The 21,833-nt window shown below is 71.6% G+C and carries 26 protein-coding genes and 1 tRNA gene; 12 read left to right on the top strand and 15 right to left on the bottom strand.

Annotated features, from left to right (window positions below; translation table 11 throughout):
- On the top strand, positions 1-181 hold a 181-nt coding region (locus tag VFV89_RS16155; protein ID WP_329706983.1), incomplete at its 5' end, for a hypothetical protein.
- Between the two features lie 15 nt (positions 182-196).
- On the opposite strand, the gene VFV89_RS16150 is transcribed toward VFV89_RS16155, so the two are convergent.
- Entirely contained in the window at positions 197-505 is a 309-nt protein-coding gene (locus tag VFV89_RS16150) for a DUF1232 domain-containing protein (RefSeq protein WP_329706982.1), read from the bottom strand.
- A gap of 121 nt (positions 506-626) precedes the next feature.
- Here VFV89_RS16150 and VFV89_RS16145 point away from each other — a divergent pair, with 121 nt between their 5' ends.
- On the top strand, positions 627-2,087 hold the full coding sequence (locus VFV89_RS16145) for a cation:proton antiporter (protein ID WP_329706981.1): 1,461 nt from the start codon (positions 627-629) through the stop codon (positions 2,085-2,087).
- A 43-nt stretch (positions 2,088-2,130) separates the two neighbouring features.
- The gene (locus VFV89_RS16140) at positions 2,131-2,565 is read left to right on the top strand and encodes a phage holin family protein (RefSeq protein WP_329706980.1); all 435 of its coding nucleotides are present in this window, start codon (positions 2,131-2,133) and stop codon (positions 2,563-2,565) included.
- 133 nt (positions 2,566-2,698) lie between these two features.
- On the opposite strand, the gene VFV89_RS16135 is transcribed toward VFV89_RS16140, so the two are convergent.
- The 4 genes from VFV89_RS16135 to nth are packed head-to-tail and all read right to left on the bottom strand — an operon-like array spanning position 2,699 to position 5,953.
- The gene (locus tag VFV89_RS16135; RefSeq protein ID WP_329706979.1) at positions 2,699-3,883 is read right to left on the bottom strand and encodes a MarP family serine protease; all 1,185 of its coding nucleotides are present in this window, start codon (positions 3,881-3,883) and stop codon (positions 2,699-2,701) included.
- A complete protein-coding gene (locus tag VFV89_RS16130; protein WP_329706978.1) occupies positions 3,880-4,605 on the bottom strand; it encodes a CoA pyrophosphatase in 726 nt (241 codons plus the stop codon). The genes VFV89_RS16135 and VFV89_RS16130 overlap by 4 nt, the downstream gene beginning before the upstream one ends.
- Positions 4,602-5,225: a TlpA disulfide reductase family protein gene (locus VFV89_RS16125; RefSeq protein WP_329706977.1), complete on the bottom strand. Its 624-nt coding sequence runs from the start codon at positions 5,223-5,225 to the stop codon at positions 4,602-4,604. Before VFV89_RS16125 ends, VFV89_RS16130 begins: the two co-directional genes overlap by 4 nt.
- Positions 5,225-5,953 carry an endonuclease III gene (gene nth / locus VFV89_RS16120; protein WP_329706976.1) on the bottom strand — a complete coding sequence of 243 codons (729 nt, stop codon included), beginning with the start codon at positions 5,951-5,953 and terminating at the stop codon, positions 5,225-5,227. Before nth ends, VFV89_RS16125 begins: the two co-directional genes overlap by 1 nt.
- 149 nt (positions 5,954-6,102) lie before the next feature.
- Here nth and VFV89_RS16115 point away from each other — a divergent pair, with 149 nt between their 5' ends.
- On the top strand, positions 6,103-6,780 hold the full coding sequence (locus VFV89_RS16115; protein WP_329706975.1) for a Crp/Fnr family transcriptional regulator: 678 nt from the start codon (positions 6,103-6,105) through the stop codon (positions 6,778-6,780).
- Between the two features lie 52 nt (positions 6,781-6,832).
- On the opposite strand, the gene VFV89_RS16110 is transcribed toward VFV89_RS16115, so the two are convergent.
- Positions 6,833-7,762 (bottom strand): hypothetical protein, encoded by a 930-nt coding sequence (locus VFV89_RS16110; protein WP_329706974.1) that lies wholly within the window; start codon positions 7,760-7,762, stop codon positions 6,833-6,835.
- A 243-nt stretch (positions 7,763-8,005) separates the two neighbouring features.
- Here VFV89_RS16110 and VFV89_RS16105 point away from each other — a divergent pair, with 243 nt between their 5' ends.
- Complete coding sequence (locus tag VFV89_RS16105) at positions 8,006-8,866, top strand: EamA family transporter (RefSeq protein ID WP_329706973.1); 861 nt, start codon at positions 8,006-8,008, stop codon at positions 8,864-8,866.
- Here VFV89_RS16105 and VFV89_RS16100 read toward each other — a convergent pair.
- Genes VFV89_RS16100 through VFV89_RS16080 form a run of 5 tightly spaced genes read right to left on the bottom strand, consistent with a single transcriptional unit; the run spans position 8,863 to position 11,882 of the window.
- Positions 8,863-9,672 carry an MBL fold metallo-hydrolase gene (locus tag VFV89_RS16100; RefSeq protein ID WP_329706972.1) on the bottom strand — a complete coding sequence of 270 codons (810 nt, stop codon included), beginning with the start codon at positions 9,670-9,672 and terminating at the stop codon, positions 8,863-8,865. The two genes, VFV89_RS16105 and VFV89_RS16100, sit on opposite strands and share 4 nt — an antisense overlap.
- Positions 9,669-10,538 carry an NUDIX hydrolase gene (locus VFV89_RS16095; RefSeq protein WP_329706971.1) on the bottom strand — a complete coding sequence of 290 codons (870 nt, stop codon included), beginning with the start codon at positions 10,536-10,538 and terminating at the stop codon, positions 9,669-9,671. Before VFV89_RS16095 ends, VFV89_RS16100 begins: the two co-directional genes overlap by 4 nt.
- A 16-nt stretch (positions 10,539-10,554) precedes the next feature.
- Entirely contained in the window at positions 10,555-11,013 is a 459-nt protein-coding gene (locus VFV89_RS16090; protein WP_329706970.1) for a RidA family protein, read from the bottom strand.
- On the bottom strand, positions 11,010-11,168 hold the full coding sequence (locus tag VFV89_RS16085) for a DUF4177 domain-containing protein (protein ID WP_165236972.1): 159 nt from the start codon (positions 11,166-11,168) through the stop codon (positions 11,010-11,012). Before VFV89_RS16085 ends, VFV89_RS16090 begins: the two co-directional genes overlap by 4 nt.
- 30 nt (positions 11,169-11,198) lie before the next feature.
- Positions 11,199-11,882, bottom strand: a complete 684-nt coding sequence (locus VFV89_RS16080) for a VOC family protein (RefSeq protein ID WP_329706969.1) — start codon at positions 11,880-11,882, stop codon at positions 11,199-11,201.
- Between the two features lie 42 nt (positions 11,883-11,924).
- On the opposite strand from VFV89_RS16080, the gene VFV89_RS16075 reads away from it, so the two are divergent.
- On the top strand, positions 11,925-12,494 hold the full coding sequence (locus VFV89_RS16075; protein WP_329706968.1) for a DUF421 domain-containing protein: 570 nt from the start codon (positions 11,925-11,927) through the stop codon (positions 12,492-12,494).
- Here VFV89_RS16075 and VFV89_RS16070 read toward each other — a convergent pair.
- The 3 genes from VFV89_RS16070 to VFV89_RS16060 are packed head-to-tail and all read right to left on the bottom strand — an operon-like array spanning position 12,480 to position 14,309.
- Positions 12,480-12,869 (bottom strand): hypothetical protein, encoded by a 390-nt coding sequence (locus tag VFV89_RS16070; RefSeq protein WP_329706967.1) that lies wholly within the window; start codon positions 12,867-12,869, stop codon positions 12,480-12,482. The two genes, VFV89_RS16075 and VFV89_RS16070, sit on opposite strands and share 15 nt — an antisense overlap.
- Complete coding sequence (locus VFV89_RS16065; protein ID WP_329706966.1) at positions 12,866-13,516, bottom strand: 3-oxoacid CoA-transferase subunit B; 651 nt, start codon at positions 13,514-13,516, stop codon at positions 12,866-12,868. The genes VFV89_RS16070 and VFV89_RS16065 overlap by 4 nt, the downstream gene beginning before the upstream one ends.
- Position 13,517: 1 nt before the next feature.
- Entirely contained in the window at positions 13,518-14,309 is a 792-nt protein-coding gene (locus VFV89_RS16060) for a CoA transferase subunit A (RefSeq protein WP_329706965.1), read from the bottom strand.
- Positions 14,310-14,416: 107 nt separating this feature from the next.
- On the opposite strand from VFV89_RS16060, the gene VFV89_RS16055 reads away from it, so the two are divergent.
- The 4 genes from VFV89_RS16055 to VFV89_RS16040 all read left to right on the top strand — a co-directional run bounded on the left by VFV89_RS16055 (position 14,417) and on the right by VFV89_RS16040 (position 20,015).
- The gene (locus VFV89_RS16055; protein ID WP_329706964.1) at positions 14,417-15,424 is read left to right on the top strand and encodes an ArsA-related P-loop ATPase; all 1,008 of its coding nucleotides are present in this window, start codon (positions 14,417-14,419) and stop codon (positions 15,422-15,424) included.
- A gap of 52 nt (positions 15,425-15,476) precedes the next feature.
- Complete coding sequence (locus VFV89_RS16050) at positions 15,477-16,670, top strand: ArsA family ATPase (protein ID WP_329706963.1); 1,194 nt, start codon at positions 15,477-15,479, stop codon at positions 16,668-16,670.
- A 378-nt stretch (positions 16,671-17,048) separates the two neighbouring features.
- Positions 17,049-17,345 (top strand): WhiB family transcriptional regulator, encoded by a 297-nt coding sequence (locus tag VFV89_RS16045; RefSeq protein ID WP_329706962.1) that lies wholly within the window; start codon positions 17,049-17,051, stop codon positions 17,343-17,345.
- Positions 17,346-17,867: 522 nt separating this feature from the next.
- A complete protein-coding gene (locus tag VFV89_RS16040) occupies positions 17,868-20,015 on the top strand; it encodes a transglycosylase domain-containing protein (protein WP_329706984.1) in 2,148 nt (715 codons plus the stop codon).
- 114 nt (positions 20,016-20,129) lie between these two features.
- Here VFV89_RS16040 and VFV89_RS16035 read toward each other — a convergent pair whose 3' ends face one another.
- A complete protein-coding gene (locus tag VFV89_RS16035; RefSeq protein ID WP_414690394.1) occupies positions 20,130-20,597 on the bottom strand; it encodes a GatB/YqeY domain-containing protein in 468 nt (155 codons plus the stop codon).
- A 17-nt stretch (positions 20,598-20,614) separates the two neighbouring features.
- Here VFV89_RS16035 and VFV89_RS16030 point away from each other — a divergent pair, with 17 nt between their 5' ends.
- Positions 20,615-21,541, top strand: a complete 927-nt coding sequence (locus tag VFV89_RS16030) for a metallophosphoesterase (RefSeq protein WP_329706960.1) — start codon at positions 20,615-20,617, stop codon at positions 21,539-21,541.
- Positions 21,542-21,615: 74 nt separating this feature from the next.
- Positions 21,616-21,689: transfer RNA gene (locus VFV89_RS16025), tRNA-Pro, on the top strand.
- The last annotated feature ends 144 nt before the right edge of the window (positions 21,690-21,833 follow it).

Here is a 21,833-nt window from a genome sequence, read left to right as displayed (position 1 = left end):
CACGCCCCGACAGATCATGATCGTCGCGGAGCTGCCGAAGACCCGCTCGGGCAAGATCATGCGGCGGCTGCTGCGCGACGTGGCGGAGCACCGCGAGATCGGCGACGTCACGACGCTCGCCGACAGCTCGGTGATGGACCTGATCTCTGCGGAGCTGGAGTCGGGCAGGTCGGAGGAGTGAGCACCGAGCTGAGGCTCACTCGCCGGTCGAGGGCGGCACCTTGATCGCGCCGCCCTCGACCAGCTTCTGCCGCGCCTTGACCAGCTTATAGACCCACAGTCCGACCACCGCGACGACTCCGGTGTCGTCGATCATGCCGATCGGGCCGAGCACGGCCTCGGGCAGCACGTCGAGCGGCAGCGCCAGGTAGAACAGCGCGGCGAACATCGCGACCACGCCGCGCGGCGGGATCTTGAACCGCCACATGAGGAAGACGATCACGGCGATGCCGAGGCCGACCAGCACACCCAGGGCGATCAGCACCGCCCGCACGAGGTCGTCCACGGTCCCAGTCTCGCGCTGAGGTCCAACCGGGGCGCACCCGAGGCGCACCCAGAGGCGCTACCGTCGAGCCAGGTGCGCCGGGAAGTCTGGTCGGCAGCGGACCCGAGGACCCCGGAGGACGATGATGGACGACCTGGTGCCGTTCGCCCACGTGGTCCTCGTCGTCGCGCTCACCACGGTGCTGGCGGTCCGGTCCAACCGGCTGGCCCAGCTGCTGCGGGTCCCCGCGCCCGCGCTGTTCCTGGTCGCCGCCGCGGTGGCCTCCCACCTCGTGCCCCGCCTCGAGACGGTGCCGATCCTCAGTGACCAGCGGATCGTCACGGTCGCGCTGGCGCTGATCCTCTTCGACGGCGGGATGCACATCGGATGGGGGCGGATGCGGCCCGCGCTGGTGCCGGTGGCGTGGCTCGGCGTCGCCGGCACGGTGGTCACCACCGCGGCGCTGGCCGTGCTCGCGCACGTCGTGTTCGGGTTCGAGTGGCAGGCCTCCCTGCTCATCGGCGCCGCCCTGGCGCCCACCGACCCCGCCGTGGTCTTCTCGGTCCTCGGCCGACGGGAGATCACCGGACGCTCGGGCACCCTCCTGGAGGGTGAGTCCGGGGCGAACGACCCGGTCGGCATCGCGATCATGGTGAGCCTGCTGGGCGCTCACGGGGGCGGCTGGGACGCGGCCGCGAGCGGGCTGTGGCACTTCTTCCTGCAGATGGCGGTCGGGGCCGCGGTCGGCCTGGCCGGAGGATGGGCCCTGCTGAAGCTGATGCGCCGGGCGCCGCTGCCCACCCCGGCGCTGCACGCGCTGCAGGCGGTGGGGTTCGCCGTCGTGCTCTTCGGCCTCGCCGCCAGCCTGGAGGGGTCCGGCTTCCTGGCCGTCTTCATCGCCGGCATCATGGTGGGCGACCAGCGCGCGCCGTACAAGCGCGAGATCGAGCAGTTCGCCGGGGCCTCAGCCGGCCTCGCCGAGATCGTCGCCTTCGTCGTCCTCGGCCTCTCGATCGACCTCTCCAGCGTCCTGCGCGACGACCGGCTGTGGGTCGGCCTCGGTCTCGCCGCCCTGCTGATCGTGGTCGTGCGGCCAGTGGTCGTCGGGCTGGTCTCGCTGCCGATCCGGCTGAGCCGGGGCGAGCGGGCCTTCGTCCTGTTCGGCGGGCTCAAGGGAGCCGTCCCGATCCTGCTCGGCACCTATGTGCTCATCGAGGAGGTCGACCGGTCGGCCGAGATCTACGACATCGTCTTCGTCGTCGTCCTGGTCTCCGTCGTCGTCCAGGGCGGGCTGATCCCCACCGCGGCCAGGCTCTGCGGGGTCCCGATGCGGGTCACCGAGCCGCAGCCGTGGTCGCTCGGCATGCGGTTCCGGGACGAGCCCCAGGGGCTGCACCGGTACGTCGTCGGCGCGGGGTCCCCCGCGGACGGGTGCACGCTGGCCGAGCTCGACGTCGGCGAGAGCTTCTGGGTCAGCCTGGTCAGCCGCGAGGGCCGGCTGGTCCAGGTCCGCGGGGACACCGTGCTCCGGGCGGGGGACGAGGTCCTCGCGCTGGCCGAGGAAGGTGGCTCGCCCGACCACCTCTTCGAGCGGGCGCACTGAGCCTGCGCTGCCTGCCGGTACGGCGGGCCGATACTGTCGCACCATGGCGATTGACGAGACCGGCCCGTCCCGGGCGCCGGTGCGCGGACCGTCTCCCGACGACCCGACGATCGGGCGGCTCGTCGCCGACGCCAGCCGGGACATCTCGACGCTGCTGTCGAAGGAGATCGAGCTCGCCAAGTCCGAGCTGAAGGTCAGCATCCGGGCCGGCGGCATCGGGACCGGGCTGCTCGCGGCCGCGGCGTTCGTCGCCGTGCTCGGCATCATCATGCTGTCGTTCACGATCGTCTACTTCATCCACTGGGGCGGCGCCGGCCTGGCCCTCCACTGGTCGTTCCTGATCGTGACGGTGTTCTGGTTCCTCGCCGCGGCGATCATGATCTGGATCGGCGTCAAGAAGCTGAAGAAGGTCACCCCGCCCGAGAAGGCGATCGAGCAGGGCCGGGAGATCCCGAAGGCGTTGAAGGGTCAGAGCTGATCCGCCGCCGCGGGCGAGGAACGAGCCCGCGGCGAAGCGGATCAGGGTCGAGCAGCCCGCGCGACCGAGGAACGAGGTCGCGACCGGGCGTGTCGAGACACTCCGCAGCTCACGCTGGGACCGGACCACGCCATCAGCTTGCACACCCCTCGGTGTCCTTCTCGGTGTCGCTGACCCGGCCCTCGTCGGCCGCGTCGCGGACCTGGTCGGCGGTCAACGCGTAGCCGGTGTCGTCGTCGGTCACCGAGGCGGCGAACACCACGCCGACGACGTTGCCGGCGGAGTCGACGATCGGGCCGCCGGAGTTGCCTGGCCGGACCAGCCCGCGGAGCGAGAAGACGTCGCGGATCACCGCGCCGTCGCCGTAGATGTCGGGTGAGCGCAGGGTCTGCTTCGCGCGGATCCGGCCGGACTCGATGTCGAAGGGGCCGTCCTGCGGGTAGCCGAGGATCGCGATCGGCTGCCTGGGCTCGGCCGCGTCACCGAGGGCGGTGAACGGCAGCGTCGGGATCGCGTCGCTGTCGAAGGCGAGCACCGCGATGTCGAGGTCGGAGTCGTAGAACACGACCTTGGCGTCGATGCTGTCGTCACCCACGACGACCTGCGGGTCGTCGACACCGGCGACCACGTGGGCGTTGGTCATGAGCCGGTCGTCGGCGTAGACGAAGCCGGAGCCTTCGATGCCGCGGCCGCAGGAGTTGGTGCCGCGCACCTTGAGCACGCTGGTGCCGGCCCGGGTCACGTCGGGGTCGCGGAGCATCCGCCGGTCACCCGGGGCCACCTCGACGATGCGCTCAGGTGAGAACGGCTCGAGGTAGCGGGGGAAGAAGCTGGTGCCGACCACGTTGTTGAAGGCCTGCAGAAGGCCGCTGGCGCGCTGCGGCAGCACCTCGTTGACCTTGCCCAGCACCGCGGAGCTGCGCACCATCGGGGTCACCCCGTCGATGCTGGTGCCGGACACGGCCACGCCCAGCGCCCAGGCGACGATCAGGACGGCGCAGCCGCTGAGGACCGCGCCGCCGACCGCGTCGAGGGCGCGCACCGGCTGCCACGTGATCTTGTCGCGGATCCTGGCGCCGCCCCACTGGAACAGCCCCTGGCCCAGCGACGCCGACAGGATCACGATGAACAGGGCACCGAGCGAGACCAGCAGCGAGGGGTCCGCGTCGCCGAGCGCCACGGGGGCGAGCCAGACGCCGAAGAGGCCGCCGAGCAGCAACCCGGCGGTGGCGAAGGCGCCGGTGACGAACCCCTGCCAGTAGCCGGACACGGCGTAGGCAAGGACCAGCGCGACCAGGATCCAGTCGAGGCCGTTCATCCGCGGCGCCGCTGGTCGAACTCGGTGTTCGGCTCGACATCCACCTCGAGCCGTCGGCCGATCAGCATGTACGGCGGAAGCTCCTGGGCGGGCGCGTCCGGGAGGTCCTCGATCCAGCCGAGGTACTCGAAGAGCCGCGCGATCACCCCGGCGGTGAACCCCCAGCAGATGACGTCCTTGTCAGGCCCGATGAGGAAGCCCGGGCTGGTGTAGCCGGACGGGCCCCGGACGGTGATGCGGTGGGCAGGGTCGCGGAGCTCGGCGATGGGCACCCGGTAGACCGCGTGCACCTCGTCGGGCGAGACGGCGTGGACCGCGCTGGGCTCGTGCCACCACGCGAGCACCGGGACCACCGAGTAGTTGCTGGGTGGCAGCCACAACGGGGGCAGCTCGGCGAACACCGTCACGCCGTCGGGCGCGAGGCCGGTCTCCTCCTCGGCCTCGCGCAGCGCGGTCTGCGCCGGCAGCTCGCCGGGGTCGACCGCCCCGCCTGGGAACGAGACCTGCCCGGGGTGCGAGCGCATCGTGTGGCTCCGCTCGGTGAGCAGCAGGTCGGGCCCGGAGGCTCCTTCGCCGAACAGCATCAGCACGGCGCTCTCGCGGGGCTCCTCGTCGTCGGGCGGCATGAAGCGGGTGAGGTCGTGGACGGTGATCGACCGGGCGGCCTCCTCCACCGGCCGCAGCCAGTCAGGAAGGCTCGGCCGCTCCGGGGAGGCGGTCAAAGGTCGACTCCGAGGTGGTCGCGGACGAGGTCGACGATCTCCTCCTCGGAGTCGAGCCCGCCGAACTCGACGTGGGAGACCGCTCCCTTGCGGTCGATGAAGTACATCGCCGGGAGGCCGGGGATCTTGGCGAACTCGTCGGTGTCCATCAGCTCACCGCCAGGGTCGGCCACCGACGGGTAGGTCACGCCCCGCTTCTTGAGGGTCTCGAGGGCGCTGCCGGGATATTGGTCCTGGAAGTCCACGCCCAGCACCGGCACCTGGTCGCCGTGGTGCTCGAAGAAGGCCTGCAGGGCCGGCATCTCCTGCTTGCACGGAGCGCACCCGGCGAACCACAGGCTCAGGACCATCGGCCCCCTCAGCGAGGAGAGGTCGACGCTGGTGCCGCCGCCGAGGCACGCGAGCGTGACGTCGGGCAGCGCGCCGCCACCCGGTCCGGGCACGCAGTCCTGGACGCCGGTCGTCGCCTTGAGCGCGCGCAGCTCGGCGGTGTCGACCTTGACCCGGCTCGGGCCGGGCCCGGGGATGATCGGGCTCTCCTGCCGGGTGTCGCACGCGGCCAGCGCGCCGGTCAGGGCCAGCGTCAGCGCAGCGGCAGCCAGCGCGGCGACTGCGCGCATCAGTTGCGGCCCTCGGTGCGCAGCAGCTTGGCGGCGGTCTCGGGGTCGGTCGGGCCGGCGCCGTACGACGGGCACCACCGCGCCACCGGGCAGGCCCCGCACGCCGGCTTCTGGGCGTGGCAGCACCGGCGCCCGTGCCAGATCAGGTGGTGGCTCAGCATCACCCAGTCCTTCTTGGGGAACAGCGCACCCACTGCGTGCTCGACCTTGACCGGGTCGGTCTCGGTGGTCCAGCCGAACCGCCGCGAGAGCCGGCCGAAGTGGGTGTCGACGGTGATGCCCGGGATGCCGAACCCGTTGCCGAGGACGACGTTGGCCGTCTTGCGGCCCACCCCCGGCAGCTTGACCAGCTCCTCGAGCGTGTGGGGGACCTCCCCGTTGTGGTGCTCGACCAGGTAGGCACTCAGCTTGAGCAGCGACTCGGTCTTGGCCCGGAAGAAGCCCAGCGGGCCGATGATCTTCTCCAGGTGCTCCCGCTCGGCTCCCGCCATCGCCCGGGCGTCGGGGTAGGCCGCGAACAGCGTCGGCCGTACGGCGTTGACCCGCTTGTCGGTGGTCTGCGCGGAGAGCACGGTGACGACCAGCAGCTGGAACGGGTCGTCGAAGTCGAGCTCGATCGTGGCGTCGGGGTAGGTCTGCCCGAGCACCCGGTTGATCTTGCGTGCACGCCGGACCAGGCTGGTGCGGCTCTCTCCCGCAACGGGGTCGGCGAGCGCGGGGTCGGGCACCGCACAAGGATAGGTGCGGCCACCCACACCGTCGCTTCGGCCAGAGCCGTGGCCACGGCGCCGCGGGGACGGGGGTGGTTCCTGTGACCTACGCCACTGGATAGGATTCCTGCGGCTCCGAACCGGCGGGGCCTGAGGCGGAGGATCAAGTGGACAACGACGTGCTTCGTCAGGCCCCGCTCTTCAGCGCGCTCGACGACGAGGCGGCGACCGCCCTGCGGTCCTCGATGGCCGAGACCCGGCTGCGCCGCGGCGACGTGCTCTTCCACGAGGGCGACTCGGGCGACAAGCTCTACATCGTCCTCGACGGCAAGGTGAAGCTCGGCCGCACCTCCTCCGACGGCCGCGAGAACCTCCTCGCGATCCTCGGCCCCGGCCAGATGTTCGGCGAGCTGTCGCTGTTCGACCCCGGCCCGCGCTCCGCCACGGTCACCGCGGTCACCGACACGACCTTCGCCTCGCTGTCGCACGAGGACCTCCTCCGCTGGCTGGAGGGCCGCCCGGTCGTCGCCCGTGGCCTGCTGGCACAGCTGGCCGGCCGGCTCCGCAAGGCCAACGACGTGGTCGCCGACCTGGTCTTCTCCGACGTCCCCGGCCGGGTCGCCAAGGCCCTGCTCGACCTGGCCGACCGGTTCGGCCGCACCGCCGACGACGGCGTGCACGTCCACCACGACCTCACCCAGGAGGAGCTCGCCCAGCTGGTCGGCGCCTCCCGTGAGACCGTCAACAAGGCGCTGGCGGACTTCGCCTCCCGCGGCTGGCTCCGGCTCGAGCCCCGCTCGGTCGTGATCATGGACGTCGAGCGACTGGCGCGCCGAGCCCGTTGATTCGGGAGTTCCGCCGGTCGACTCCGGAGTTCCGCCGGTCGACTCCGGGGTCTCACCACTTCCATCGTCGGTTCGTGTACGCCGGTGCCAGCGCGCCGCGGAGCTCGCCCAGCCAGCGCTCGCGGGCCGCCGCACCGAAGTCGCCACGCCGAACGACGATCACCGTCCACCCGTCGTCGCTCAGCCACGTCCGCCGCCGGCGGTCGGCCTCCATCTGCTCCGGTGACCGCAGATGGAAGTCGATCCCGTCGTACTCCACGCAGACCCGAAGCAGGGGATAGGCGAAGTCGAGCCGGTACGTCGGCACGCAGTCGATCTCGATCCAGTACTGCGGCTCAGGAAGAGGCAGGTCGGCGTCGTTGATCGAGAGCAGCACCCACGACTCCCGCTCGGACTCGATCCGGGGATCGACCAGGGAGGCCAGCTCGCGGAGCTGGACGACCCCGCGTCGGCGCCGAAACCGGCCCAACGCCTGCTCATAACCACCCGCGGTGAACCCGAACCGCGCCGCGAAGGCGTTCAGGGCGGCGTACGCCTCACGCCGCCGCAGACAACACCCCAGGTCGAGCGCGGTGCGCAGCGGCGTCGTGACCGGGACACCGTGCACCGTCGTCACGTCATCGGGGCGCAGGTCGCGGGTCCGCGCGTCGATCCCGGCGATGCTCGTGGGCTCGGCCCCGCGCAGCGCGCACGTCTCGACGGGAGGTATGCCATCGCGTTCGGCGTTGACGTGTACGTCGATCCCGTGCAGCCAGGCAGCAGTCCGATCGGTCACCACGTGATGCGGCCGGACCACCCTGGCGACCGCCTCGGCGCGCATCAGCGTCGTGTCGATGACCTCCATGCGAACGAACACCCCGCGGAGGACCGGGCGGATCGCTCCGCTGCGCAGGCCGCGCTTCAACGCGGCATCCGGGTTGTCGACGTGGAGGTCGGCACGAGTGAACGGCCCATCGGGCCAGACCTGCTTCCTGATCATCATGCGTCCAGGTCTTCCCGCTGCCCCGCGAGATCAGGATGGCGCCCGCGCCGACCTGTGGAGGGCGTGCGGGTACGACGCACTGTGGACGAGAAGTGGCTGTCGTCTCCGTCTGAAGTACCGAATCGACCGGCGGAAGTACCGAATCGACCGGCGGATGTCCCGATTCAACAGACCGGGCCGGGGCGACTGTCTCCGCGCTAATTTGCTCGCCGTTCTTGCGTAGCGGCAACTACCGTCGCCGGGATGCAGGAGCGGCGCACGATCTCCCCGGTGTGGGTCGTCCTGGCGGGGATCGGGTCGGCGCAGCTCGGCGCGGCGGTGGCCAAGAACCTCTTCGGCCGGGTCGACCCCACCGGCGTGGTCTGGCTGCGGCTCGCCACGAGCGCGCTGGTCTTCGTGGTCATCGCCCGGCCCCGGCTCCACGGGCGCACACGCGCCGACTGGCTGACCGTCGTCGGGTTCGGGCTGGCCCTCGGCGCCATGAACTGGTCGACCTACCAGGCGATCGCCCGGATCCCGCTCGGCCTCGCCGTGGCCATCGGGTTCTCCGGCCCGCTGGTGCTCGCCGCGGCGCTCTCGCGCCGCCCTCGCGACCTGGTCTGGGTCGGGCTCGCCGCCATCGGAGTCGGGCTGCCCGCGCTGGGCCACGCCGACCTGGACGTCGCCGGGATCGGCTTCGCCCTGCTCGCCGCGACGATGTGGGCGACCTACATCCTCCTGAGCGCCCGGACCGGGAAGCGCTGGGAGGGCGTCGAGGGGCTGGCGGTGGCGAGCGCCGTGGCGGCCGTGCTGCTGGCGCCGTTCGCGGTGCGGACCGCCGGGGATGCCCTGCTCGACCCGCGGATCCTGGTCGTGGGCGCGACGGTCGGCCTGCTCAGCTCGGCGATCCCCTACGCCTGCGACCTCGTGGCGCTGCGCCGGATCCGGGCCGACGTCTTCAGCATCCTGATGTGCCTGGAGCCGGCCGCGGCGGCGCTGGCGGGCATGCTCGTGCTCGGTGAGTTCCTCAGCCCGCTGGAGTGGCTCGCCGTGCTCTGCGTCATGGTCGCCAGCGTCGGGGCGACCGGGAGCCGGGAGCGGGTGGCCGAGCCGGTGCTGGACTAGCGCTGTCCGGCGAGGTAGGCCAGCTGCGCGCGGACCGACCACTCGGCGGCCTCCCAGAGCGACTCGTCGACGTCCTGGTAGACGATCTCGACGACCCGGCGCGGGAGCTCCTCGTCGTCGGGGTCGGGGCGGGCGACGCCGAGCCGGGCGAGGGCGGCCTCGACCTGCCCGAGCCGCTCCCTGCGGTGCACGAGGTAGTGGTCGAGCGTGCCCAGCGCGTCGTCGAGCACGGGGCCGTGCGCGGGCCAGATCGTGACCACGTCGCCGGAGGCGGCCAGCGAGCGCATCCGCGCGATCGAGTCGAAGTAGGGGCCGAGCTCTCCGTCGGGGTAGGCGACGACCGTCGTACCGCGCCCCAGCACCATGTCTCCGGTGAGCAGCGCGCGCTCGGCGGGCAGCAGGAAGGAGACCGAGTCGGAGGTGTGGCCCGGTGTCGCGACCACCCGTAGCCGCAGCCCGTCGACCCCGACCAGCTCGTCGTCGGCCAGCGGGTCGCCGCCGACGCAGTACGCCGGGTCGAGGGCGCGCACTGGGCAGCCCTTGCGGCGCCCGAGCTCGGCGGCCACCTCGGAGTGGTCGAAGTGCCGGTGGGTCAGGAGCACCAGCGCGACGTCGCCGGTCTGCTCGTCGAGCTCGTCGACGTGGCCGTCCTCGATCGGGCCGGGGTCCACGACGATCGAGCGCGACGCACCCGGCTCGGTGAGGACCCAGGTGTTGGTGCCGTCGAGCGTCATCAGCCCGGGGTTCGGAGCCAGGAAGCAGCGGGCCCGCTCGCCGAAGGGCCCGCCGGTCCAGCGCTCGCTCATGCGCCGTGGTGGGCCGCGAGGAGCGGCCGCAGGTGCTCAGGGACCGACAGCGTCCAGCCGTCGTCGAGCGCCTCGAGACCGGGCGTGTGCATCTCGACCGTGCGGCCGTGGGCCACGTCCATCACCTCGGCCGCGGTGCCGTGGTCGGCGACCTCCAGCGAGGTCAGGTAGGTCGGCGGCATCATCAGCATCTCCCCGCGGTCGGCCATCGCCACGGCGTCGCGGACCGGCAGCCAGGCCACCTCCGACGACTCCGACGAGACGTCCCGGGTGCGCTGCCCCGCGGGAAGCAGGGCGACGAAGAACCACGTGCGGAACCGCCTCGGCTCGAAGACCGGCGTCAGCCAGGCCGCCCACACGCCCAGCAGGTCGGTGCGCAGCACCAGCCCGCGCCGGGTCAGGAGCTCGGTCATCGCCAGCTCGCGGGACTCCAGCGCGCGCCGGTCCGCCTCCCAGTCGGGTCCGGTGGTGTCGGCGACGACGTCGTCGCCGTGCGGCCCGGCCAGGAGGACACCGGACTCCTCGAACGTCTCGCGCACCGCGGCACAGACCAGCGCCCGCGCCATCTCCTCGTCGCAGCCGAGGCGCCGGGCCCAGTCCGCGGGTGCCGGGCCCTCCCAGGCGACGTCGCGGTCGAAGTCGCGCGGGTCGACGCCACCCCCCGGGTAGACGCACATCCCGGCGGCGAACTCCATCGACGCCTGCCGGCGCAGGTAGTAGACCGCCGGCCCGTGGTCGGCGTCGCGCAGCAGCATGACCGTGGCGGCGTCCCGCGGCTGCGCCGGCTCACGGCGCCCCTCGGCGAAGTCGCGGGCGACCTCGACCAGGTGGTCCGGGAGCGGCACCGGGGGCACGGGGATCCTCACGCTCGTCGGGCGTCCTTCACAGCTTGACGACGGCCTCGACCTCGACCGGTGCGTCGAGGGGGAGGGCGGCGACGCCCACCGCGGAGCGGGCATGGACGCCGGCGTCGCCGAAGACCTCGCCGAGGAGCTCCGAGGCGCCGTTGGCGACCTTGGGCTGCGCGGTGAAGGTGGGCGCCGACGCGACGAAGACCACGACCTTCACGACCCGCCTGACCAGCGACAGGTCGTCGATCTCGGCCTTGACCGCGGCGATCACGTTGAGCGCGCACTGCTGGGCGCACGCGAAGGCCTCCTCCTCGGTCACCTCGGCGCCGACCTTGCCCGTCGCGATCAGCTCGCCGGCCCGAAGCGGAAGCTGGCCTGCGGTGAACACCAGGTCGCCGCTGCGCACGGCCGGGACGTACGCCGCCACCGGCGGGACGACCTCGGGGACCGTCAGGCCGAGCTCGGCGAGCCGCTCCTCGGGCGTGCTCATGCCTCGACCGGACGCTTGAAGTAGCCGACCAGGTTCTCCGGGTTCATCCCCGGCGCGATCTGGACCAGCTCCCACCCGTCGGCGCCGAAGTTGTCGAGGATCTGCTTGGCCGCGTGCGTCAGGATCGGCGCGGTCAGGTACTCCCACTTGGTCATGTTCGGCACCCTACTCGCGGGCCTCCGGGGTCACTTCCGAGGCTTCATCACGCAGAACTCGTTGCCCTCCGGGTCGGCCAGGACATGGTGGCGGATCTCGCGGTCGGGCCCGCGCAGCCAGGTGGCGCCGTGGTCGAGCAGCGCCTGCACGTCGTCGCTCTCGACGTCCCAGTGGATGCGGTTCTTGACCGTCTTGGGCTCCGGCACGTTGCCGAAGACCAGCGGGAAGGGCATCCCCGATGCGTCGCTGACCGCGGCCTCGTCCTCGTCGCCGGGCCGGAACGTGGCGCCCAGCACCTCGGCCCACCACGCGGCGATCGCGTGCGCGTCGGCCGAGTCCACGATCACCTCGCGGAGCCGGTACGCCGGCAGCTCGCCCTGCACGTCCGCGGGCACGAAGACGCACAGCTCCCCACCCTCGGGGTCGGCGAGCACGTCCCAGGGCAGCGGACCCCAGTCGAGCAACGTCGCGCCCAGGTCGAGGACCTCCTGGGTCGTCGCGGCGTTGACGTCGAGGTGCACCCGCTGCTTGACGGTCACGGGCTCGGGGACCTTGTTGATCCACACCCGGTGCTGCGGCGTCGGCCCCACGAGGTCGAGGGTCCCGCCGTCGTCGGGCACCGGCTCGAGCCCCAGGGTCTCGGCCCAGAACTGCTGCATCCTCGCGTCGTCGACCGCGTCGATGCACAGGTCCCGGTAGTTCGCGATCGCCACCCGCTGACCTTAGTTCCGCGAGGCCGGGAGGACGATGCCGTCATGTGGCACGCCATGTTCGATCTCGACCTCACGCTTGCCGAGAAGGTCATCCGAGCGGTCTCGATCTACCTCTTCCTCGTTGTCGCGCTGCGGCTGGCCGGCAAGCGCGAGCTGAGCCAGCTGAACACACTGGACTTCGTGGTGCTGCTCGCGGTGGCGAACGCGGTCCAGAACGGCCTCATCGGCGCCGACAACTCGGTGACCGGAGCGGTGGTCGGCGCGACTGTGCTGTTCCTCGTCGACGCCGCTCTCGCCTTCGTCGTGTTCCGGAGCCGCCGGGCCCAGAAGGTCGTCGAAGGCACCCCGACCCTGCTGATCAGGGACGGCCAGGTGGTCGAGGAGGCGCTCAGGCGGGAGGAGCTGTCCCAGGACGACCTGCTGGCCGCGCTTCAGTCCGCAGGGGCGCAGACCGTCGAGGACGTCCGGACGGCCTGGCTCGAGCCCAGTGGCAAGGTCGTGGTCGTCCCGAACCTGCACCGGCAGAACGCGCACCACTACGACGACCTCAAGGCGCGCCTCGACCACCTCACCGAGCTGGTCGAGGGGCTGGCCCCGTCAGGCCGGAGCTGAGTCGGCCCGCTCGATCGCGCTCGCCCTGGCCCGCTCGAACGACGCCGAGACCTGGTCCTCGACCAGGGCCAGCGCGGCGGCGTAGGCCGGCACCGTGACGAGGCGGGGCAGGGGCAGAACCTCCAGGCCGCGCAGGACGAGGAGCTGCGCCGCCGTCCACGACAGGGTCGCCGTCGTGACCGGGACGCCCTCGCGCAGCACCGGGCTGTCGCTCTCGATGCCGGTGACCGAGAACAGCTGGATGCCACGCGGTCCGACCACCCACCCGGCGGCGTAGCTGCCGGCGAGCAGGACCGCCCGCTTGCGCCGTGAGCGCACCAGCCCCGCCAGGGTGACCCCGCCGACCCGGACGAGCGTGCCGTTCGCGATGGTCACGCCAGCTCCGGCTCGGTCTTGTCGCGGACCTCGTCCTCGGTGACGTCCGGCGCGAGCTCGACGAGCTTCAGCCCGCCGCCTTGGGACGCGGGGACGACGTCGATGACGCACAGGTCGGTGATGATCCGCTGCACCACGCCGCGGCCGGTGTAGGGCAGCGTGCACTGGTTGACGATCTTGTAGGTGCCGTCCTTGGCGACGTGCTCCATCAGCACGATCACCCGCTTGGCGCCGTGCACGAGGTCCATCGCACCGCCCATCCCCTTGACCATCTTGCCGGGGATCATCCAGTTGGCGATGTCGCCGTCCTTGGAGACCTGCATGGCGCCGAGGATCGCGGCGTCGATCTTGCCGCCGCGGATCATCCCGAACGAGGTCGCGGAGTCGAAGAACGACGCCCCGCGCCGCAGCGTGACCGTCTCCTTGCCGGCGTTGATGAGGTCGGGGTCCTCCTCCCCGTCGTAGGGGTAGGCGCCGACGCCGAGGATGCCGTTCTCCGACTGCAGGACCAGTTCGACGTCGTCGGCGACGTAGTTGGGCACCAGGGTCGGGAGCCCGATGCCGAGGTTGACATACGAGCCGTCGGTCAGCTCCGCGGCGGCGCGGGCCGCCATCTCCTCACGGGTCCACCCCTGTGACTCGGCCATGTCAGGCCCCCTCTCGGCTGCGGACGGTCTTCTTCTCGATCCGCTTGTCGGCGGCCTGCTCGGGCGTCAGCGCCACCACCCGCTGCACGAACGCACCCGGGGTGTGGACCTGGTTGGGGTCGAGGTCGCCCGGCTCGACCAGGTGCTCGACCTCGGCGATGGTGACCCGACCGCACATCGCCGCCAGCGGGTTGAAGTTGCGCGCCGAGTCGCGGTAGACGAGGTTGCCGTGGCGGTCACCCTTCCACGCACGCACCAGCCCGAAGTCGGCGACGATCGCCTCCTCGAGCACGAACTCCTTGTCGACCAGACCGGCCCCGTCCTTGACCTTGAAGGTGCGGGTGTCCTTCGGCGGGCTGGACCTCACCACGTTGCCCTCGGCGTCGTAGCGCCACGGCAGACCGCCCTCGGCCACCTGGGTGCCGCCGCCGGTCGCGGTGTAGAACGCGGCGATCCCCGAGCCGCCGGCCCGCATCCGCTCCGCCAGGGTCCCCTGCGGGGTCAGCTCGACCTCGAGCTCCCCGGAGAGGTACTGCCGCGCGAACTCCTTGTTCTCCCCGACGTAGGACGCCACCATCCGCCGCAGCCGGCCCTGCTCGAGCAGCAGCCCGAGCCCCCAGCCGTCGACGCCGGCGTTGTTGGAGACCGCCTCGAGCTCCTTGGTGCCCGCGTCCAGCAGCGCCTGGATCAGCACCGAGGGGATCCCGCACAACCCGAACCCGCCGACCGCGATCGTCGCGCCGTCGGGCACGTCGGCCACGGCCTGCGCGGCCGAGCCCACCACCTTGTCCATCTCCGCCTCCAATCGAGCCGATCCGAACCTAATGGGTCGTGCACACCTAGGCTCACGCAGGTGACCTTCGGACCGGGCGGCCCTCTGCTCCCGTGGGCGGCCGAGGCATGAGCGACTGGGCCGGCGTGCGGCTGCACGTGGTGACCGGCAAGGGCGGCACCGGCAAGTCGACGGTGGCCGCCGCCCTGGCGCTCGCGCTGGCCTCCCACGGCAAGGACGTGCTGGTCTGCGAGGTCGAGGGGCGCCAAGGCATCGCGCGGATGTTCGACGTCGACCCCCTCCCCTACGCCGAGCGCCGGATCGCCACCGGGCTGCGCGGTGACGGGCCCGGCGACCCCACACCGGGCGTCGTGCACGCGCTGCACATCGACCCCGAGGCCGCGCTGATGGAGTACCTCTCGATGTACTACCGGCTGGGCCGCGCCGGCCGGGCCCTGGACCGGTTCGGCGTCGTCGAGTTCGCGACCACCATCGCGCCCGGCGTTCGCGACGTGCTGCTCACCGGCAAGGTCTACGAGGCGGTGCAGCGCAACAGCCGCAACAAGGGCGCTCGGGAGTACGACGCCGTGGTGCTCGACGCCCCGCCCACCGGCCGGATCACGCAGTTCCTCAACGTCAGCGACGAGCTGGCCGGGCTGGCCAAGGTCGGGCCGGTCAAGCACCAGGCCGAGACGATGATGACGCTGTTCCGCTCACCACGGACCGCGATCCACTTCGTCAGCGTGCTGGAGGAGATGCCGGTCCAGGAGACCACCGACGGCATCGCCCACGTGCGCGAGGTGGGACTGCCGGTCGGCGGTGTCGTCGTGAACATGCTCCGCCCGCGCGACCTGCGCGTGAAGGACCTGGCCGCGGCCCGCAAGGGCGAGCTGGACCGCGCCGCCATCGCCTCGGACCTGGCGGCAGCCGGCGTGGACGTCTCCGACGAGCTGGTGGACGGGCTCCTCGACGAGGCGCACGACCACGCCGTGCGCCGGGCGTTGGAGGACGCGCAGCACAAGCTGGTCAAGCAGCTCGGCGTCCCGACCTACGAGCTGCCCCAGCTCTCCCAGGGAGTCGACCTCGGCGGGCTCTACGAGCTCGCGGCGTGCCTGCGTGAGGGAGGCATGGCATGACTCACCCCAAGAAATCGCGCGGTGGGCTCTCGATTCCGTGGGGACCCCGGAAATGACCCGCACCCACCCACGGGTCGGGCCGCTGGCCGCCCGGGCCACCAGCCCGCAGCCGCTGGACGTGGACGCGCTGCTCGACGACCGCGGCACCGGCATCATCGTCTGCTGCGGCTCCGGCGGCGTCGGCAAGACCACCACGTCGGCGGCACTGGCGCTGCGGGCGGCCGAGCGTGGCCGGAAGGTCGTGGTGCTGACCATCGACCCGGCCCGGCGGCTGGCCCAGTCGATGGGGATCGAGGTGCTCGACAACACACCTCGACCCGTCCCGGGCATCGAGGGCGCCGCCGACCACAGCGGCTCGCTCGACGCGATGATGCTCGACATGAAGCGGACCTTCGACGAGGTCGTGGAGTCCCAGGCCACGCCCGAGAAGGCCAGGCAGATCCTCGAGAACCCCTTCTACATCGCTCTCTCCTCGTCGTTCGCGGGGACGCAGGAGTACATGGCGATGGAGAAGCTCGGCCAGCTCCGGCGCGACGCACAGGCCGCCGGCACCTACGACCTGATCGTGGTCGACACCCCACCGTCCCGCTCCGCCCTCGACTTCCTCGACGCGCCCGAGCGACTCTCGTCGTTCCTCGACGGCCGGTTCGTCCGGATGCTGCTGGCGCCGGCTCGCGGACCGGCCCGGATCATGACCGCCGGTCTCGGCATCGTCACCGGCGCCCTCTCGAAGGTCCTCGGCGGCCAGTTCCTCACCGACCTCCAGATGTTCGTGTCGGCGCTCGACACGGTCTTCGGCGGCTTCCGCGCCCGTGCGCAGCAGACCTACGCGCTGCTGCAGGCGCCCGGCACGGCGTTCCTGGTCATCGCGGCCCCCGAGACCGACGCCCTGCGCGAGGCGGCGTACTTCGTGGAGCGGCTCAGCGAGGACCGGATGCCGCTGGCCGGCCTGGTCGTCAACCGTGCGAGCCCCCCGTCACTGGGGTCGCTGTCCGCGGACGAGGCGATGGCGGCCGCGGCCCGGCTGCGGCGCGAGGCCCCGTCGCCGACCGCCCCGCTCACCGCCGGGCTGCTCCGGCTGCACGCCGACCGGGAACGGACGGTCCAGCGGGAGGCGGGGCTGCGCGAGCGGTTCGCAGCGGCGCACCCGAACGTCGCCACCGCGGTCGTCCCCGCCCTGGCCGGCGACGTGCACGACCTCGACGGGCTGCGGGTGATCGGGAGGCTGCTAGCAGATCAGGGGTAGCGCCGTGGCGGGTTCAACCGGCCCGGCTCCCCAGTCATCTGGCCTGGGGTCGCCTCGGGTCCCCGAGGCGGCGAGTGCGCCGGACCCGGCCACCGCAACCGCGACACGCCCCCACAGGCGGCCCCGAGGGGCCGTTCCAGGCTCAGAACACGCCTGCGGCTGCCCGTCCGGCCCCCTCCCAAGGCGCCTACTAGTCCCGACTGACTAGTCATTTCGGACTATGGAGGTCGGAGCGTTCACCCGTACCTCGCGGGGTGCTCCGATTCGTAACTTTCTGTCCCACGGGGAGGGACAGCTCGGGCCCCCGGGACAAAGTGCCCCGCACCAGCAGGGCAGCAAGGAAATCTTCCTCTCTCGGAGACTGGCAGGGCAGAAGACATGTGGATCGAGGACTGGACCCCCCGCGCGGCGTGCCGGCAGGCGCAGCCCGACGAGCTCTTCGTCCGTGGCGCCGAGCAGAACAAGGCCAAGCAGCTGTGCACCGGATGCCCGGTGCGGACCGAGTGCCTCGCCGAGGCGCTCGACAACCAGATCGAGTGGGGCGTGTGGGGCGGTATGACGGAGCGTGAGCGCCGGGCGCTCCTCCGTCGCCGACCCAACGCCTCCTGGCGGGCCGTCCTCGAGGCCGCTCGCACCAAGGCGGAGCAGGAGTCCGAGGAGCAGGTCTCCGCCTGAACCCCACGTTCGAGCTCGTCCCCACAACAAAATCCCCCACAGCTCCTGACTCGCGTCAGGAACGCTCGCGGCCGGTTGACGCCCTTCCCTGAGGGCCTTCAGCCGGCCGCCAGCGTTATTTGACACCCCCGCGAGCTTCGGCCCCAGTCCGCGGCGACGCGAGCTGGCGCTCGCGCACGAAGTTCGCTCGCTCACGCTCGCTCCTTCTATGTCGCCGCGGCCATGGGACCGATCGCGGGGCGCGCGGGCTTCGCCCGCGAAAGACCGGGTCTTTCCGAGCGCAGCGAGGCGCCCGGCGATCGGCCTGGTGGCCCCGACGACAGCCTCGGAGCGAGCGCGAGCGAGCGAACGGGGCTGTTGCGAGCGAAGCTCGCGTCGTCGGGGACATCCAGGCCGAAGCTCGCCGGGGTAGACAAGACAGCCAGCACTGTTCTCCTCGACGCACATGAGGCGAAAACCCTCCGAGCGGTTGGTCGGCAACTGGGAGCGTTCGGCGTGCATCCGTATCCTGTGAGCGTGTCCATGCCCCGCCACGAGCGGCTTCCGGCGTACCGCGTCCTGACCCACCTGGTGGTGATGGTCGCGGTCGCCGCCGTGCTCGGCGTCGTGGTCGCCGGGCTGGCGATCCCGTTCGCGGGGCTGACCGGGATCGGCGCCCGCAACGTCGCACGGACCATGGACAACCTGCCGGAGGAGCTCGAGACCGACGCCCTCCCCCAGCGGACCACGATCCTCGACGCCAACGGCAACCGGCTGGCGTCCTACTACGACGAGAACCGCATCATCGTGCCCCTCAAGGGGATCTCGCGGACCATGGTCAAGGCGATCGTGGCGATCGAGGACTACCGCTTCTACCAGCACGGGGCGCTCGACCTGAAGGGCACGCTGCGCGCGCTCATCACCAACCAGGCCAACAACGGCGTGGTCCAGGGCGGGTCGTCGATCACCCAACAGCTGGTGAAGCTCACCCTGCAGAGCCAGGCAAAGACCAAGGCCGAGCGCGCGGCGGCGACGGCGGACACCTACGCGCGCAAGCTCAAGGAGCTGCGCTACGCCATCGCGCTCGAGCAGACCCACTCCAAGGACTGGATCCTCGAGCGCTACCTCAACACCGCCTACTTCGGCGACGGCGCGTACGGCGTCCAGGCCGCGGCGAAGCACTACTTCAACGTCAACGCCCGCGACCTCAACCTGCGGCAGTCGGCGATGCTGGCCGGGCTGGTGAAGAACCCCTACGGCTACGACCCGACGAAGTTCCCCGACAAGGCGCTCGAGCGGCGCAACGTCGTGCTCGACCGGATGGCGCAGCTCAACACCGTGCCCCAGGAGAAGGTCGAGAAGAACAAGCAGAAGGACCTCGGCCTCGACGTCCAGGACGTCGACAACGGGTGCGTGAACTCCACGGCGCCGTTCTTCTGCGACTACGTCATCAACTACCTGCTCCAGGATCCGTCACTGGGGGCCACCCTCCAGCAGCGCCGCAACCTGCTCAAGAACGGCGGCCTGACGATCAAGACCACGCTCGACCCCAACGCCCAGCGTGACGCCGACAACGCGGTCGCGGCCCACGTCCGCAAGACCGACCCGGCCATCGGGGCGCTTGCCATCGAGCAGCCCGGCACCGGCAACGTCGTCGCGCTGGCGCAGTCGCGCCCGATGGGCAACCGCAAGAAGCAGGGCGAGACCTACATCAACTTCACCGTCCCCAAGGAGTACGGCGGAGCGAACGGCTTCCAGCCCGGGTCGACGTTCAAGGTCTTCACCCTCGCCACCGCGCTCGAGGACGGCCTCCCGCTGACGACGTCGTTCAACTCGGGCTCGCCGATGACCTTCGACATGTCGGACTTCTCCAACTGCCCCGGCGAGGGCACGTTCGGAGGGCCCTACACCGCCAGCAACTCCACCGGCACCGGCATGTTCAACATGTACTCGGGCACGCGGAACTCGATCAACACCTACTTCCTCCAGCTCGAGGAGAAGACCGGCGTCTGCAAGCCCTACGAGCTCGCCCAGAAGCTCGGCGTCAAGCTGACCGACCCGCAGGCCGAGCGCTACCCGTCGTTCACCCTCGGCATCGCGGACGCCTCGCCCCTGGAGATGGCGGAGGCCTACGCCACCTTCGCCGCACGCGGGCTGCACTGCGCCTCGCGCCCGGTCACCGAGATCAGCGACTCCGCCGGAAACGTCCTGCAGCAGTACGCACCCCAGTGCACGCAGGTGCTCCCGCAGAACGTCGCCGACGCGGTCAGCGACGTGCTCCGTGGCGTCATCGAGGGCGGCTTCGCCTCCGCCCAGCGGCTGACCGTCGCGGCCGCGGGCAAGACGGGCACGACGCAGGAGCAGAAGGCGGTCTGGTTCTGCGGCTACACCGCCCACTACGCCGCAGCCGCGACGATCGCCGGCATCGACGCCGAGGGCCGGCCCGACTCACTGGTCGGCAAGACCATCGACGGCACCTACATCTACGAGGCGTCGGGGTCCGGGTTCGCCGCCCCGATCTGGGGCGACGCGCTCAAGCCGCTCACCGCGGGGATGCCCTACGACGACTTCGTCTACCCCCAGGGCATCGAGGGCGTGGGCGTCACGTCGGTGCCGCAGCCCAAGCCGCCGAAGGGTCACGGGGGCGGCCACGGTCATGGCCACGGCGGTGGCCACGGTCACGGGCGCTGAGCGCACCCTGCGAGGTACGAGCAGGGGTGCGCTCGTCGGTGGTTGAGCAGCGAGCGCGACCGAGGAACGAGGTCGCGGCCGAGCTGTCGAAACCTCCGCAGCCGGGGCTGGTAGTCAACCCAGCTGCCGACGTACCTCCGCGGCCACCACGCCGCCGTCGGCCCGGCCACGGACCTGGGGCTGGACCACGCCCATGACCTTGCCCATCGCCTTCATGCCCTCGCCGGCGGCGCCGGTCTGCTCGACGGCCGCGGTGACCAGGGCGACGATCTCGTCCTCGGAGAGCTGCGCGGGCAGGTAGTCGGCGATCACCGCCGCCTCGGCGCGCTCCTTCTCCGCCATCTCGGCGCGGCCGCCGTCGTCGAAGGCGGTGGCCGCCTCGCGGCGCTTCTTGGCCTCGGTGGAGAGGACCCCGATCACCTCGTCGTCGCTGAGCTCGCGCGCCTCCTTGCCCGCCACCTCGGCGTTGGTGATCGCGGTGAGCACCATCCGCAGGGTGGAGGAGCGCACCTCGTCGCGCGCCTTGATCGAGGCGGTGAGATCGGTGCGGAGTCGGTCCTTCAGCTCGGCCACGCCCGCCATTGTGGCAGCCTTGACGAGTGGTCATCGCGCGAGCACTGGGCGGGGTCCTCGGCGCCGGTGCGGTGGCCGGGGCCGGGCTGACGGCGTACGCCGCGTGGGAGGCGCGCCAGTACACACTGCGCCGCGTCGAGGTCCCGCTGCTGCCCGAGGGGGCCGACCCGGTGCGGGTGCTGCACGTCAGCGACATCCACATGACCCCGGGCCAGACGCGCAAGCAGGAGTGGCTCGCGGCGCTGGCGACCCTGCGGCCGGACCTGGTGGTCAACACCGGCGACAACCTCGCGCACGCGGCCGCGGTGCCTGCCGTGCGCGACGCGCTCGGGGCGCTGCTCGACACGCCGGGGGTCTTCGTCTTCGGCTCCAACGACTACTTCAGCCCGACGCTGCGCAACCCGCTGCGCTACCTGCTCCCCGACGACGGGAGCCGCAAGGTCTCCTCGGCCCGGCTGCCGTGGCCCGACCTGCGCGATGGGTTCACCGCCTCCGGCTGGGTCGACCTGACCAACCGCCGCGAGGTGGTCAAGGTGGGCGAGCTCTCGTTCGCCTTCGCCGGCGTCGACGACCCGCACCTGTTCTACGACCGGCTCTCGGCCGTCGCGGGGCCGGCCGACCGGTCGGCCGACGTGCGGCTGGCGGTGGCCCACGCGCCGTACCTGCGGGTGCTCGACCAGTTCGCCGCCGACGGCTACGACGCGATCCTCGCCGGCCACACCCACGGCGGCCAGGTATGCCTGCCCGGCGTCGGCGCGCTCACGACCAACTGCGACCTCGAGCCACGCCGCGCCAAGGGGTTGCACCGTCACCCGGCCACCTCCCGCGACGGCGACCCGGGGTCGTCGTGGCTGCACGTCTCGGCCGGCCTGGGCACCTCGCCGTACGCCCGGATCCGCGTCGCCTGCCGTCCGGAGGCGACGCTGCTCACCCTGGTGCCCCGCACGCTATGACCGGGGCCCTAACCGATTGGGGAAGGCAGGTTCTGCTCCGGTATGCTCCCGACCTTGTGAGCCCCGCTCACAAGCGGGCTGTGGCGCAGTTTGGTAGCGCGCCTCGTTCGGGACGAGGAGGCCGCAGGTTCAAATCCTGTCAGCCCGACGTTGTGATGTCTCAGGACATCGGCATGGCCCGGACCTACGAGATGTGGGTTCGGGCTTTGTCTATTTGGGGGTGGGGCCGGGTGGTCGGCCGGTGGGCTGGTAGTCCTTGCGGGGGTCGATGACCAGTTCGCGGAGGAGCTCG

The organism is Nocardioides sp., assembly GCF_036274455.1.
GTDB lineage: Bacteria > Actinomycetota > Actinomycetes > Propionibacteriales > Nocardioidaceae > Nocardioides.
The sequence above is the reverse complement of the archived record's forward strand: the minus strand, read 5'-3'. Positions and strand labels throughout refer to the sequence as shown.

Excerpts from the sequence above, each read along its gene's own strand:
- VFV89_RS16105 (WP_329706973.1), top strand. The coding sequence starts at position 8,006 with ATGCAGGAGCGGCGCACGATCTCCCCGGTGTGGGTCGTCCTGGCGGGG.
- VFV89_RS16050 (WP_329706963.1), top strand. The coding sequence starts at position 15,477 with ATGACCCGCACCCACCCACGGGTCGGGCCGCTGGCCGCCCGGGCCACC.
- VFV89_RS16045 (WP_329706962.1), top strand. The coding sequence starts at position 17,049 with ATGTGGATCGAGGACTGGACCCCCCGCGCGGCGTGCCGGCAGGCGCAG.
- VFV89_RS16040 (WP_329706984.1), top strand. The coding sequence starts at position 17,868 with ATGCCCCGCCACGAGCGGCTTCCGGCGTACCGCGTCCTGACCCACCTG.
- VFV89_RS16075 (WP_329706968.1), top strand. The coding sequence starts at position 11,925 with ATGTGGCACGCCATGTTCGATCTCGACCTCACGCTTGCCGAGAAGGTC.
- VFV89_RS16140 (WP_329706980.1), top strand. The coding sequence starts at position 2,131 with ATGGCGATTGACGAGACCGGCCCGTCCCGGGCGCCGGTGCGCGGACCG.
- VFV89_RS16090 (WP_329706970.1), bottom strand. The coding sequence starts at position 11,013 with ATGAGCACGCCCGAGGAGCGGCTCGCCGAGCTCGGCCTGACGGTCCCC.
- VFV89_RS16055 (WP_329706964.1), top strand. The coding sequence starts at position 14,417 with ATGAGCGACTGGGCCGGCGTGCGGCTGCACGTGGTGACCGGCAAGGGC.
- VFV89_RS16035 (WP_414690394.1), bottom strand. The coding sequence starts at position 20,597 with ATGGCGGGCGTGGCCGAGCTGAAGGACCGACTCCGCACCGATCTCACC.
- VFV89_RS16145 (WP_329706981.1), top strand. The coding sequence starts at position 627 with ATGATGGACGACCTGGTGCCGTTCGCCCACGTGGTCCTCGTCGTCGCG.
- VFV89_RS16065 (WP_329706966.1), bottom strand. The coding sequence starts at position 13,516 with ATGGCCGAGTCACAGGGGTGGACCCGTGAGGAGATGGCGGCCCGCGCC.
- VFV89_RS16100 (WP_329706972.1), bottom strand. The coding sequence starts at position 9,672 with ATGAGCGAGCGCTGGACCGGCGGGCCCTTCGGCGAGCGGGCCCGCTGC.
- VFV89_RS16125 (WP_329706977.1), bottom strand. The coding sequence starts at position 5,225 with ATGCGCGCAGTCGCCGCGCTGGCTGCCGCTGCGCTGACGCTGGCCCTG.
- VFV89_RS16085 (WP_165236972.1), bottom strand. The coding sequence starts at position 11,168 with ATGACCAAGTGGGAGTACCTGACCGCGCCGATCCTGACGCACGCGGCC.
- VFV89_RS16135 (WP_329706979.1), bottom strand. The coding sequence starts at position 3,883 with ATGAACGGCCTCGACTGGATCCTGGTCGCGCTGGTCCTTGCCTACGCC.
- VFV89_RS16060 (WP_329706965.1), bottom strand. The coding sequence starts at position 14,309 with ATGGACAAGGTGGTGGGCTCGGCCGCGCAGGCCGTGGCCGACGTGCCC.
- VFV89_RS16110 (WP_329706974.1), bottom strand. The coding sequence starts at position 7,762 with ATGATGATCAGGAAGCAGGTCTGGCCCGATGGGCCGTTCACTCGTGCC.